Source organism: Devosia sp. (assembly GCF_040509215.1).
Classification (GTDB): domain Bacteria; phylum Pseudomonadota; class Alphaproteobacteria; order Rhizobiales; family Devosiaceae; genus Devosia.
The window spans coordinates 1-13,330 of record NZ_JBEVLL010000175.1; the positions used below are offsets into that span (position 1 = coordinate 1).

Below are 13,330 nucleotides of genomic sequence, written 5' to 3' on the forward strand. Positions count from 1 at the left end.
CTTCGACGGCGACCACGGCAAAGCCCTTGCCTGCTTCGCCAGCGCGCGCTGCTTCCACCGAAGCGTTGAGGGCAAGCAGGTTGGTCTGGAAGGCGATGTCGTCGATCATGCCGATGATGTTGGAGATCTTGGAGGAGGACTGGGTAATCCGCTCCATGGCCGAATTGGCCTGGCCCATCACCACAGTACCATCCTCGGCCGAACGGGACACCAAGCCTGCCTTCTGGCTGGCATCGGCGGCTTTCTTGGCGTTCTCGGTGACCGTCTGCGCCAATTGCTCCATCGAGGCCGAAGTCTCTTCGATGGTGGCCGCCTGACGCGTGGTGCGTTCGGACAGATCGTTGGCGCCGGAGAGGATTTCGCCGGTCGCGGTTTTCAGCGTGCCCGAGGTGCCGCGCAACTGGCCAACGATGTCGGTGAGTTTTTCGGCCACGGCATTGATATCGGTCTTCAGTTTGGCGAAGGCGCCGTGATGCTGACCGTTCATGCGGCGGGTCAGGTCGGTATTGGCAAGGGCCGACAGCACCGAAGCAGTCTCGGTCAGGCCATGATCGACGCTGTCGACGAGGCGGTTGACCGAATTGGCGAGATCATTGAGTTCGGCATCGGGGAAACGGGCGGGCACGCGATGGCTGAAATTGCCGTCGACGGCGGCGTCGACCACGTCGCCAAAGGCGCGCTGCAGTTCCACCATCATCTGCTGCCGGGCTGCGGAATCGCGGATGATGCGGGCGGCTTCCGCCTCGGTCATCTCAGCCACCTTCAACCCGTTTTCGCGGAACACTTCCACTGCCCGGGCCATGGCGCCGATCTCATCCTTGCGCTCGGCCCCGAGCACGTCGGTTTCGAACTGGCCGTCGGCCACCTTGCCCATGACGCTGGTGAGCCGCGCGATCGGCTGGGAGACCAGCGAGCGCAGAACCAGCCATATGACGAGAACCGACAGCAGGGTAACGAGAACGGTGACGCCGAAGAGAATGCTGCGCGCTTCGGTCAGGGGCGCAAAGGCTGCGGCCTTGTCGCGGTCGATGCCGACATACCACTCGACGCCCGGCAGGCCCGGAATCTGGGCAAAGCTGACCAGAACCTCGGCTCCGGCGGCACTGGCCACCATGGGTTCGGTCGAGAGTGCGGGCGCCGTGCCGTCAAAGGCGTCGGCGAGGGTCTTGCCGACCAGCTCGGGATTGGCATGGACGAGGATCGTGCCATTGGCGCTGGCGAGGAAAATCTCGCCCTTGCCGCCCAGGTCAACCTCGGCCAGCATGGCAACGATGGCGGCGATGGAGAAGTCCGAGGCGACAACGCCGGTCACATGGCCATTGACCGAAACCGGGGTGGCGAGGGAGACGATCAGATCGCCCGAGGAGGCGTCGGCATAGGGCTCGGTGAGAACCGTGCTGCCGGCAGCAACGGCGTCCTGATACCAGGGGCGCACGCGCGGATCGTAGCCTTCGGGCAGTTCATTGGCCGGGAAGGTGTCGAACTGGCCGGTGGCGGCATGACCGAAATAGGTCGAGATGAAATTGTTGATATAGGTGTCGCGGTTGAAGGTTTCCGAGACATTCTCGCCGACGGGGAGCTTGGCGACCGACTGCATGGCCGCCTCGATCAGCAGGGTGCGACCGCCGAACCAGTTGCCGACCGAACGCGCGGTCGAGGAGGCGACGCTGCGCAGGTCGGCTTCGATATCCTGCTCGAGCCGGCGGCTATCGCGCCAGTCCTGATAGAAGGCGAAGCTCGCCATGGTGACGAGAACGATGCCGATCGTGGCGATCAGCACCTTGGCAGCGATGCTCGATCGCATGGCCGCCAAGGGATTGGTAAAAAATGCGCGCATGTCGCCCCCGACTGAATGTCAGGGGAAACCTGCACGATTAAGGTAAATAACCGATAAAAAGCCCGCAAAAGCGGGCTTTTTGAGAGGTGTCAGGAGCTTAGTAGCGGTATTCGTTCGACTTGAACGGACCGTTTTCGCTGACCCCGATATAGTCGGCCTGGGTCTTCGACAGCTTGGTCAGCTTGGCGCCAAGCTTGGCCAGGTGCAGTTCGGCGACCTTTTCGTCGAGGTGCTTGGGCAGAACGTGCACCTTCTTTTCGAGCTTTTCGCCCTGGGTCCACAGTTCGATCTGGGCCAGTGTCTGGTTGGCAAACGAGGCCGACATGACAAAGCTGGGGTGACCCGTGGCATTGCCGAGGTTTACGAGACGACCTTCGGACAGAAGGATCAGGCGCTTGCCGTTGGGCTGCTCGATGAGGTCAACCTGCGGCTTGACGTTGGTCCACTTGAAGTTGCGCAGACCAAGCACGTCGATTTCATTGTCGAAGTGGCCGATATTGCAGACGATGGCCATGTCCTTGAGGTTGCGCATATCGTCGACCATCAAGACGTCACGGTTGCCCGTGGCGGTGACGACGATGTCGGCGCGATGGGCGGCTTCTTCGAGGGTGACAACCTCAAAGCCTTCCATGGCGGCCTGGAGAGCGCAGATCGGGTCGACTTCGGTGACGAGCACGCGAGCGCCGGCGCCGCGGAGCGATTCAGCCGAGCCCTTGCCCACATCGCCATAGCCGCAGACGATGGCGACCTTGCCGGCCAGCATCACGTCGGTGCCGCGACGGATGGCGTCGACCAGCGATTCACGGGTGCCGTACTTGTTGTCGAACTTGGACTTGGTGACCGAGTCATTGACGTTGATGGCCGGGAACGGCAGCTCGCCCTTGGCGTGGAGCTGGTAGAGGCGCATTACGCCCGTGGTGGTTTCTTCCGAAACGCCGCGGATCGCGTCCTTGATCTTGGAGAAGAAGCCCGGCGTCTGGCCGAGGCGCTTCTTGATCGTGGCGAAGAAGATTTCCTCTTCCTCATTGCCTGGCTTGTCGAGAATGGAAATGTCCTTCTCGGCCTTGGCGCCATTGAGGATGTACATGGTGGCGTCGCCGCCATCATCGAGGATCATGTTGGGGGTGAGGCCATTGCCCCAGTCCATCATGCGATCGGTGAACTGCCAGTATTCTTCGAGCGTCTCACCCTTGTGGGCAAAGACCGGGATGCCGGCGGCAGCGATGGCCGCAGCAGCATGGTCCTGGGTCGAGAAAATGTTGCACGACACCCAGCGCACTTCGGCGCCAAGGGCGACCAGCGTCTCGATGAGCACGGCGGTCTGGATGGTCATGTGCAGCGAGCCGGCGATGCGGGCGCCACGCAGCGGCTGGGCCGCGGCGTATTCCTCGCGGATCGCCATCAGGCCCGGCATTTCGATCTCGGCGATCTGGATTTCCTTGCGGCCGAATTCGGCCAGCGAAATGTCCCTGACCGCGTAATCGGTCGTCTGACGAGTCATGCTCGGTCTCCGGAAGAGTTTTGCGTGGTCTTCCTATACGCAAGAGATCGGTCGCATTCAACCAGGGATATAAAGGTATGTTTATGTCTTATGAACGGTAATAGAGCCGCCGACGGCGAAATGGCAGGGAACAGAACCGGATGAGTCCGGACAGGACCAGATAGCCAAGCCCGAAGCCGGCAGCGGCATAAAAGAGCCCTTCCATGGTCACGGGCACGGCCGGTTGGTAGTTTTCGAGCGTCCTTCTGCCGATATCGGTATCGAGGAAAGACGGCAGGTTCCGGAACCTCTCGATGGGATCGGCGCCCTGGATTTTCTCCAGCGTCTGGGTCAACTGATCATAGCGCACAAAGGTGCGCTCCATGCTCTCGCCGCGATCGGCAAGGAAAGTATCGCTCGAGGCCTGATAGCGATCGAGCGCCCCGTCGCGATCCAGCCCCGCCTCCTCGGCCGCGTTGTCGAAGTCGGTGGTGACGATCCGCAATTCATCCACCGCCCCACCGAGGCGCTGGGTATATTGCTGCGCATATTCGGGAAACTGGCTCAGCATCACCGCCAGCCCGACCCCACCGACACTGGCCAGCATGCGCCGCATCGCATCCCCTTCCATTCCTGCACCATCACAGTGCACGACCCGCTATTCGGCGGCAACCTGTCGTGTCTGCGTGTCAGAAACGGGGCGATGGGCCGTCTTGATCCAATCAAACGGTTTTAGGGTTAAATCAATGAGTGCCCGCAGCGTCGCCCAGGCGATGGCTATCCAATAGAGCGGCAGCAATAGCTGGAAGATCAGCAGTCGCCGCTGGCCGGTGCGGATGAGCCCGAGGATATGGATGGCAAATGCGATGCCATAGCCAAGAGCAAAGACCGATAGGCAACTGGCCGTCCAGAGATCGAGCCGCAAAAACTCGATGTGCCCGGTGAGGAGCGCGACGAGGCAGGTGAGCATGAAGCCGGTGTGGAGAAGCGGCGACAGGATCATGCCGAACACCACGACCTCGAAGACGAGAAAGCGCCACCAGCCGAGATCGCGGATCAACTGGCCGGCATGGCGATTATGGACGACCACCGTCTGCATCCAGCCCTTCATCCAACGCCGTCTTTGTCCGATCCAGACGCGCAGCGATTCCGGCGCATCCTCAAACGTGAGGGAACTGCTGGTGCCACACCCCAGCCCCCGCCGCGCCAGCCGGACGCCGAGATCGGCATCTTCGGTGACATTGTAGGCGTCCCAGCCGCCGATGGCGCGGAGGCTCGCGAGCCGAAAATGGTTGGAGGTACCGCCAAGCGGCATCACCATGCCCCAACGCCCCAAAGCGGGCAGGAAAACCGAAAAGAGCGCCGCATATTCGCCGGCAAAGAGGGCGGGAAGCGGGCCCTTTGCGCCGTTCGCGATGACCAGCCGCGCCTGGATGCAATGAAGATGCGGCGCCCGGCGGAACTGATTGACGACCTGGCGAAGCTGCCCCGGCTCCGGCCGGTCTTCCGCGTCGAAGACGACAACGAACTCGCCCCGACAGAATGGCAACGCGAAATCGAGCGCCTTGGGCTTGGTCAGCGGCAATGCATGGGGTACTTCCACCAGCGAAAAGCGCGCATCGCCCAGATGCCGGCGCACGGCCGCCACCGTTTTGGGGGAGCGCTGTTCGACAACGAAGATGATGTCGAGCCGATGGGCCGGATAATCGAGCGCCAGGAGGCCACGACAGAGTTGGTCGACCATGTCGGCCTCGTCGCGCAGCGGCACCAGCACGGAATAGAGCGGCAGGTCCTGCTGATCGACCCGCGCCTCGGGCGGGGTCGCGCGATTGGGCATGAAGAGGGCGGCGAGGCGCACGAGCCCGGGCAGCAGCATTACCGCGGCCCAGGCCGGCATGGCCCAGGCGGCCGCCAGATAGGGCAAGGCGAGGAGCGCTGCCACCAATGTGAGCACCAGCGCGCCAAAGGCGAGCCGTACGCCGAGGGTCAGTTCAAGGCTGGCCGTCGCGGTTGGCCAATGCCGCGTGAGATTTTGCCGCGCGGCTACCAGCAGATCGGGCGCGGCCTCGGCGGCAAGGTATTGGCGCAAGGCGGCGGCGGGCACTATGCAAAGCCGTCTCGTCAGCGCCGGATCGGTATCGTAGAGCGCGCCGAGCCGCATGAGGCCGTTGAAGTCGGGCGCGGCATAGGCAACTTCCTCGCCCAGCGTCGTGGCGCGCACGAAATGCACATCGGCGAGCCGCTCGATCCGCAACGGTCCTGCCGAACTGCTACCGCCGGGAATGACATCGAAAAAGGTCAGACCAAAGGCCGTGGCGCCGCGTTCGAGCGCCGTGGCAATATCGATATTGAGCGAGAAGGCGGCGTGAAGAAGTGGGTCGATTTCGGTCAGCAGCGCTTCTTCGAGGAGGCGCCTTGCCACCGCCTCGTCGCCGTCTGGCCCGACGATGGCCCGCATGAGCTTGAACGCGCGCGGCATGGCGCTGCCGTCAGGCCGTCAGAACCCCGCTCTGACCTCGTCGCAGCGCGGAGGCCGGGATGAGCGTATGACTCATCCCGGTGGCCCGCCGCACATTGTAGAGGGCCTGCTCGGAAACCTCGATCCAGGCGGCGACAGTGGCCTTGCCGTCAACCAGGACAGGTGCCCCGAGCGGGGTAATCCTCCAGCCCACGCTGGTGCCGTGCTCCACCATGGACAGAGAGGAAACGAAGGTAATGAAGGTGAAGCCCTGTTTTAGGGCATATTCCATCATCGCGCAGAAAAGGGCTGCAGACTCGGGTGCGCGCCGCCGGCCTTCGCGTCGATCTGGACGAACATAAAAGCGCGTCCAATCGGCCCCAAGCGAGGGGTCGGCGGGGAGATTTCCAAGCACAAGACCGTTAAAGACAGTCTGCAGCAAGTTCGGTCTGTTGAGTGGGGTGATGCGCGAGCCGCCAACCAGCTCGTCGCCATCGGTGAGCAGGATATGGGTTGCGTCCGCATTGTCGAATTCATCGACATCGCGCCCATCGGGCCGGCGCAATTCGCTCCACCCCTGGAGATCAACAAAAATCTTGTGACGCAGGCGGTAGTTCTCTTCGAGAAGTTGAGGAGTTTCACCGCTGACCGGCGCGCGGATGATATGCACTTGCATTACCTTGCCCCCAAAGCTGCCTGCATCGTTACAAGGCATTTGGCACGGCGGTTACGCGGCTGAAAATCGGCAAATCTCCCAATAGGCAGGAGGCCGTTTCCGGCGAAAATACGCAGCTTTTTCTCGCGTTTGAGTCGGTGGAAGGCGCGCTCCGGCGAGCACGCTGGGGATGCAAAAGCAGAGCGCTTTCACGTGGCGCTGGAATCTACCCAATCTCGATTGTCATCCCGGCGAAGGCAGGGACCCATCTTGGGATCTCAGGATGGACCCCGGCCTAAAGCCGGGGTGACAGCAGGTGGATGAGGAAAGCCCGTGTCAAACCTATTCCAGTGGATGGAAAGTCCCTAGAGGACGATCAGCTTCTGGCGCAGCGCTTCGACCACGGTGTGGAGGCGATTGTTGGTCCCGAGGCGTTTTTGGGCGTTTTCGCAGTGCTGATTGACGGTGCGGGAGGCCATGCCGGTGATATCGGCAATCTCCGAGGCGGTCTTGCCCGCCGCAACCCACTTCAACACCTCGGCCTCCCGGGGCGTGATCAGCCGTCGGGCCGGCGGCTTGCCGATGGTATTGAGAAAGCGCAGCCGGCCATGGGCGTAGAGCGCCAGCATATGCAGTTCGAGCCGCTGCTTTTCATCGAGCCAATCGGTGCGCCCCACCAGCGAGACGACGCCCTGCATGCCGCCTTCGAGATGGACGGGAACGCAGAGGCCTTCATCCATGCCGAAATCGCGGGCTTCGTCCATGACGCGCCGCGCCGAAACGTCCTCGACACGGTCATAGGGAGCGCTCGACCAATCAAAAGGCAGGGTGGTGGCAAAGCAGTTCCGCGCCACGGGATCGAGATGGACGTAACCGAGACCGGTATAGCGCTGATACCATTCGTCGTCCCAGCCCGAGAGCAGCACGAAGGGCCGCACATCCATGCCGCGATCGGGCAGGCCCGAGACAATGAACTTTTCGAAGCCGTAATCGCGGATAGCGGCGAGGACGGTGGCGTGGACGCCTTCGGAGCTGTCCTGTCCCTGCAAGGCCTCGATCGTCAACATCAGATCGGTATTCATCTGGATTCAGCTCCCCCTGCTGACCCTTATGAATACAATTTTGCCGAGACCCGAAAAATTTGCAAGCAGGCGCCGGAGAATGAAAATTCTTCCGACGCCTGAAAAGTTTAGTGCTTCACCTGAAACTGGTGCGGGTTGAAGCGATAGGCAGAAGAACAGAACTCGCAGACCACTTCGATCTCGCCATTGACGGCCATGTCCTGCCGCTCTTCATCGGAGAAATTGTTGGCGAGCATTTCCTCGATCCGGTCGGCCGAGCAGGTGCAACGCTCTTCGAGCGGCAGCGGCGGGAACACCCGAACGCCGGTCTCGTGGTAGAGCCGGAACAGCAGCCGTTCGGGCGAGACTTCGGGATCGGCCAATTCCACATCGGCAACGGTCGCCAGCATGGAGCGCGCTTCGGCCCAGCCGTCGGCTTCCTTGAAATCGGGATCGAGATTGTCGAAATTGCCGTCGCCCGGCAGATCCGCCATCCGCACCTGGCCGCCTTCGGGCAGATGCTGAATCAGCATGCCGCCAGCGCGCCAGCGCGGACGATGGTCACCCTTGACCGACATCTGCGCCACTGCGAGGCGCACCTGGGTCGGGATCTGCTCGGACTGCAGGAAATAGGTATGGGCGACGTCCTCGAGGCTGTTGCCGTCGAGCGCCACGATGCCCTGGTAGCGCTCGGTGTGGGAGCCCTGGTCGATGGTCATGGCAAGGTGGCCCTTGCCGAGCATTTCAGCGGGGCTGGTGCGCCCTTCCTCGGCGGCCTTGAGCACCATGTCATGGTCGAAGCGGGCATAGCCGCGCATGCCATCGGGCGCGTCAAAATCGACGACGATCAGATTGACCGGACCATCGGTCTGGGTCTGGAGGATCAGCTTGCCCTGAAATTTCAGCGACGACCCGATCAGCGCGGTCAGCACCACGGCTTCCCCGAGAAGGCGGGCAACCGGGGCGGGATAGTTGTGGCGCGACAGGATAGCGTCGAGCGCCGCGCCCAGATGCAGGATGCGGCCGCGGGTATCGAGCTTTTCGAGGGTGAAGGGCACCACGGCATCATCGCCGGTCTCGGGGCGATCAAGGCCCATGGCGGAAAGGAAGCTGTCAGTCATGGTCTGTTCCGTGGTCATTCGGTCTGGCTTTCGCTTGAGGCTACGCCCCGGGAGCAAAACGCGCCACTCTCCAATCCTGCAAAGCCATCATGTCCGCGAAAGCGGAAATCCCCGCTCTCGCGGGGATGATGCTCTTGAGTAAAGGAACGGCGGCGCGAAACCGCGCCTAGTTCGTTTCAACCCCGAAGGCCCAGCACAAAATGGCTTTCTGGGCGTGGAGGCGATTTTCGGCCTCGTCGAACACTACCGACTGGGGACCATCGATCACTTCGTCGGTCACCTCGTCGCCGCGATGGGCGGGCAGGCAGTGCATGAACAGGGCGTCTTTGTTCGCCAAGCCCATCAAATTGGTATTCACCTGATAGGGTTTCAAGACCCGGCGGCGCTCGGCGGCGTCGACGTCACCCATGGACACCCAGGTGTCGGTGATGACGAGATCGGCGCCTTCGACGGCTTCGCGAGGGTCTTCGATCAGCTTTGCGAACTTGCCGGCCCGGGTGATGTCCTGCATCAGGTCCTTTTCCGGGCTGTATTCGTCCGGCACGGCAATGGTCAGCTCGCATTCGAACAACTCTGCCGCGTTGACCCAGGAGTGCAGCACATTGTTGCTGTCGCCCACCCAGGCGATCTTGGCGCCGCGAATGTCGCCGCGGTGCTCTTCGAAGGTCATGAGGTCAGCCATGATCTGGCACGGATGCGCGCGGCGCGTCAGGCCGTTGATGACCGGCACGGTCGCAGCCTCGGAGAGTTCGAGCAGATCGGCATGGGACAGAATGCGGATCATGATGGCATCGACATAGCGGCTCATCACCTTGGCCGTATCGGCCAGGGTTTCTTCGCGCGAAAGCTGCATTTCCTGGCCGGACAGCATGATGGTCTCGCCGCCAAGCTGGCGCATACCGACGTCGAAGGAGACGCGGGTGCGGGTGGACTGGCGTTCGAAGATCATGGCCAGCACCTTGTCCTTGAGGAGCTGGGGCCGGTCGCCGTCCTTGAGGCGGGCCTTTAGCGCACCCGCCTGGTTGAGCATGCCGCGCAATTCGGCGTAGGAAAGATCGTCGATGGAAAGAAAATGCCTGGGGGTACCGGTCGAAGACATGGGCCGGGTTCCTTTGTGACGCTTATGAAATTGAGACGGCCGCAGCCGCGGGTTTGCACTCTGCCCTAGTTAGGCGGAGGGAACAAACCGCGTCGGCGACGCCCAAAATGATAAAACGTCAACATGACGATCAGCTCGCAGTCGGCGCCGCAGCCGCTTCCGCCTCGATGGCGTCGAAGGCCGCCGAGATTTTTGCCATGGCGAGTTCGATATCGGCCTCGGAAACGATCAGCGGCGGCAGCAGGCGCAGCACATTGTCGCCTGCCCCGATGCAGAGGAACTGATGATCGTCACGCAGGCGCGTGACCATGTCGCGCACCGGCGTCGAGAGCTTGATGCCCGAGAGCAGGCCCTTGCCGCGCAGTTCCAGCACATAGTCGGGATACTTCTGCGCCAACTGCTGCAAGTGCCAGGAAAGGCGCTGGCCCATGGCGTTGACATTGTCGATGAAGCCGGGCGCGAGGATGCGGTCGAGCACGGCATTGCCGACGGCCGTCGCCAGCGGATTGCCGCCATAGGTCGAGCCATGCGTGCCGGGCACCATCGAGGCCGCGACATCGCCCTTGGCAAGGCACGCGCCGAGCGGAAAGCCGCCGCCGATGGCCTTTGCCACCGCCACGATATCGGGCGTGATGCCACTCCACTCGTAAGCAAAGAAGCGCCCGGTACGGCCGAAGCCGCACTGCACTTCGTCGAGAATGAGCAGCATGTCATTGTCGTCGCAAAGCTTGCGCAGGCCCTGCATGAATTCGCTCGACATGGCGGTCACCCCGCCCTCGCCCTGCACGGGCTCGATGAGGATGGCGCAGGTCTGGGGGCTCACCAGCGCCTTGACGCTGTCGAGATCGCCGGGCTTGGCATGCTTGAAGCCGGGAGCCGGGGGCCCAAAGCCTTCGAGATAGTCGGGATTGCCGCCGGCCGCGATGGTGCCGAGCGTACGGCCATGGAAGGAGCCGGAGAAGGCGATGACTTCAAAGCGTTCCGGCTGGCCCTTGGCCCAGAAATAGTGACGCGCCGTCTTGATGGCGCATTCGATGGCCTCGGCGCCCGAATTGGTAAAGAAGACGGCGTCGGCGAAAGTGGCATCCACCAGCCGCTGCCCAAGCCGTTCCTGCTCGGGAATAGTAAAGGTATTGGCCGTGTGCCAGACCTTGTCGGCGGCAGCCTTGAGCGCGCTCACGAGATGGGCGTCGCCATGGCCGAGCGCATTCACCGCCACGCCCGAGTGAAAGTCGAGATATTCTCGTCCATGCTGATCGAAAAGGCGCATGCCTTCGCCGCGCTCGAACGAAACTTCGGAACGGGCGTAAGTGGCATAGAGCGCAGACATGGATATCTTCCCTTTCAGGTTCGGGAGGTGGGATCAAAAAGCGTGGCAAACCTGCCACACAAATCAAAAACGCTGCTCTGGGGCAGCGCGTTTGGTGCGAAGAAATAGGCGGTTTTTACCCGTTAAGTCAACGCTCTCCGGGCCAAGTGCCTGATTTGACTCAATGATTGTTAGCGTAAAATTAACCACTGATTTTTGGGGGGAAAATGCCCCCGACTCTTGATCCCGATTCCTACGATGTCGTAGTGTCTAACTCGTTGGGTAACACGAGATATCGTGTGGCGGACCCACTCAGCATACGAGCTGTAGAGTCGAAAAAGGCTGCCAGGCCACTTTGGCGGCATGAGAGAGGATTCTAAGTTGACGATGGTTACCGGAGCGCAACCCAATGGTTGGACCGACGAGCGTGTCGAGCTTCTCAAGAAGCTTTGGATGGAAGGCCTGAGCGCCAGCCAGATCGCCGGCGAACTGGGCGAAGGCGTCACCCGCAATGCCGTTATCGGCAAGGTGCACCGCCTCAAGCTTTCGGCCCGCGCCAAGCCCACCAACACCACCCCGCGCGCTCGCCCTGCCCCGCGCCAGGCGCCGCGCCGTCCTTCCGGCCCCAGCATTTCTGCCGGTGTCAGCACGATGGCCGCCGCTGCCAAGCCGCGCCCGCAGGTCATGCAGCGTCCGCAGGTCATGGGCGCTACCGCCCTTGCCATGTCGCCGCAGATGGACACGGAACTCTATGTCGCTCCGGCGAGCCAGGAGCTCTTCATCCCCGAAGACAAGCGCCTGAGCCTGCTTCAGCTCAACGAGCACACCTGCAAGTGGCCGATCGGCGATCCGCTCAGCAAAGATTTTTATTTCTGCGGCCAGCATAGCCTCGAGACCGGCCCCTATTGCGATTTCCACTCGCGCCGGGCCTATCACCAGCTGGACAAGAAGAAGCGCTGAGTTTTCGGCAGCTTTGAAAAACAAAAGGGCGCCTGTGTGGCGCCCTTTTTTGTTCGACTGTATCCGTGAGCTAGATGGCGTTGGAAGCCAGGTCCTGCTGCGCCGGGTCTACCCCCACCACCACCGGCAGGCCGTGTCTTTCGGCAATCGTACGGCGCCCGAGATAGGTGAGCCTGAGGCCCCTTGGGGTAATCTCCGCCAGCCCGTGAAAGCAGAGTGCGCGCTGGATCAGCCACTCAACCTGTCTTTGCGGCTCGACCGTCATGGACATCATCAGGATGTGTTCGGGCAGCGTCAGTTGCTCCCAGCCGATCTGCTCCGCCTTTTGAAAGAATGCCATTTCGTCCTCCGCAACAACGCCAGATGAGTGCCAAACGTGCTGAGGTGCGGGTGGTTGCGAGACGATTTCAGTTCTTCTTGTCGAGAAGAAAGCCAGCCATGAGGGCCGCAACCTCTCGGGCATGGGTTTCGAGCAGGAAATGTCCGCCATCGAGAATATGGCCTTCCATGCGCGGCAAGGCCTTCATCCAGTCGAGCACCTCGTCGATCTCGAAGAAGGCATCGTGCCGTCCCCAAAGCATCAGGGCGCGCGGCTGCGAGGCGGCGAGATAGTCATTTATGGCGTCGAATTTCTTGGTGTACCGGCCGTAATCGCGAACGAGGGCCCGCTGCGCCGCCATGCGACAGGGCATCTGCATCACCCGCCAATCCTCATCCCAACTGGCGGGGGATATCCGTGCCGCGACGTCGTCGGGCACGCCGCCGACATATTGGTCGCGCGTTCCCTCATGGGTCAGGTGCCGGGTTGCCCTGGCCTCATTTTCCGGCGTCGGTTCGGCCCAGAATTTCTGCGTATCGGCCCAGCCCGGCCCCTGACCGGAGCGGTGCGCATTGGCGTTCTGCACGATCAGGCCGAGCACTTTTTCGGGCTCCGCCATGGCGATTTCCAACCCCACCGGCGCCCCGAAATCATGGAGGTAGATATAGCGCGGACCGATGGCGAGATGCGCCAGCAGTTCGGCGACTGCCTCGGCCATGCCGTGAAACGAGGTATCGAGCAAAGGCTCGGAGGCGCCAAATCCGGGCAGGTCGGGCGCAATCACATGCGCAATCCCGGCAAGCTCGGGAATGACATCCCGAAAGGTCCGGGACGAACTGGGAAAGCCGTGCAGCAACAGGAGGGCCGGTGCCGCAGGGTTGCCGGCCGTGACGAAAGCGAGCTCGGTGCCGCCGGCAAGCCGTAGCGTCTGCGGGGAAACAGGCTGCATGGAACTCTCCTTGTCGGGTCGATTCCCAACGCTGCCTGGGGCAACGAGTTGCAGCCGGGCGATGCCCGCGGGCCTGCTCCAA

The 13,330-nt window shown here is 62.1% G+C and carries 12 protein-coding genes; 1 reads left to right on the forward strand and 11 read right to left on the reverse strand.

Translation table 11 applies throughout. The features are described from left to right. The 9 genes from ABW043_RS09670 to ABW043_RS09710 all read right to left on the reverse strand — a co-directional run. A partial coding sequence (locus ABW043_RS09670; protein ID WP_353921001.1) for a methyl-accepting chemotaxis protein occupies window positions 1-1,837 on the reverse strand: 1,837 nt, incomplete at its 3' end. Window positions 1,838-1,934: 97 nt separating this feature from the next. Next, a complete protein-coding gene (gene ahcY, locus ABW043_RS09675; RefSeq protein WP_353921002.1) occupies window positions 1,935-3,338 on the reverse strand; it encodes an adenosylhomocysteinase in 1,404 nt (467 codons plus the stop codon). 88 nt (window positions 3,339-3,426) lie between these two features. Continuing rightward, window positions 3,427-3,933, reverse strand: coding sequence for a DUF2937 family protein (locus tag ABW043_RS09680; protein WP_353921003.1), 507 nt, complete (start codon window positions 3,931-3,933; stop codon window positions 3,427-3,429). Between the two features lie 42 nt (window positions 3,934-3,975). Then, on the reverse strand, window positions 3,976-5,796 hold the full coding sequence (locus tag ABW043_RS09685; protein ID WP_353921004.1) for a glycosyltransferase family 2 protein: 1,821 nt from the start codon (window positions 5,794-5,796) through the stop codon (window positions 3,976-3,978). A gap of 10 nt (window positions 5,797-5,806) precedes the next feature. After that, the gene (locus tag ABW043_RS09690; RefSeq protein WP_353921005.1) at window positions 5,807-6,451 is read right to left on the reverse strand and encodes an acyl-homoserine-lactone synthase; all 645 of its coding nucleotides are present in this window, start codon (window positions 6,449-6,451) and stop codon (window positions 5,807-5,809) included. 344 nt (window positions 6,452-6,795) lie between these two features. Beyond that, a complete protein-coding gene (locus ABW043_RS09695) occupies window positions 6,796-7,512 on the reverse strand; it encodes an autoinducer binding domain-containing protein (protein WP_353921006.1) in 717 nt (238 codons plus the stop codon). A gap of 107 nt (window positions 7,513-7,619) precedes the next feature. Then, on the reverse strand, window positions 7,620-8,612 hold the full coding sequence (locus ABW043_RS09700; RefSeq protein WP_353921007.1) for an Hsp33 family molecular chaperone: 993 nt from the start codon (window positions 8,610-8,612) through the stop codon (window positions 7,620-7,622). Between the two features lie 166 nt (window positions 8,613-8,778). After that, window positions 8,779-9,711 carry an ornithine carbamoyltransferase gene (argF, locus tag ABW043_RS09705; RefSeq protein ID WP_353921008.1) on the reverse strand — a complete coding sequence of 311 codons (933 nt, stop codon included), beginning with the start codon at window positions 9,709-9,711 and terminating at the stop codon, window positions 8,779-8,781. Window positions 9,712-9,841: 130 nt separating this feature from the next. Beyond that, the gene (locus ABW043_RS09710) at window positions 9,842-11,041 is read right to left on the reverse strand and encodes an aspartate aminotransferase family protein (protein WP_353921009.1); all 1,200 of its coding nucleotides are present in this window, start codon (window positions 11,039-11,041) and stop codon (window positions 9,842-9,844) included. Window positions 11,042-11,407: 366 nt separating this feature from the next. Here ABW043_RS09710 and ABW043_RS09715 point away from each other — a divergent pair, with 366 nt between their 5' ends. Next, a complete protein-coding gene (locus ABW043_RS09715) occupies window positions 11,408-11,980 on the forward strand; it encodes a GcrA family cell cycle regulator (RefSeq protein WP_353921012.1) in 573 nt (190 codons plus the stop codon). A 70-nt stretch (window positions 11,981-12,050) separates the two neighbouring features. Here ABW043_RS09715 and ABW043_RS09720 read toward each other — a convergent pair whose 3' ends face one another. Continuing rightward, a complete protein-coding gene (locus tag ABW043_RS09720; RefSeq protein WP_353921010.1) occupies window positions 12,051-12,320 on the reverse strand; it encodes a hypothetical protein in 270 nt (89 codons plus the stop codon). Between the two features lie 67 nt (window positions 12,321-12,387). Beyond that, window positions 12,388-13,248 carry an alpha/beta fold hydrolase gene (locus tag ABW043_RS09725; RefSeq protein ID WP_353921011.1) on the reverse strand — a complete coding sequence of 287 codons (861 nt, stop codon included), beginning with the start codon at window positions 13,246-13,248 and terminating at the stop codon, window positions 12,388-12,390. Window positions 13,249-13,330: the final 82 nt, after the last annotated feature.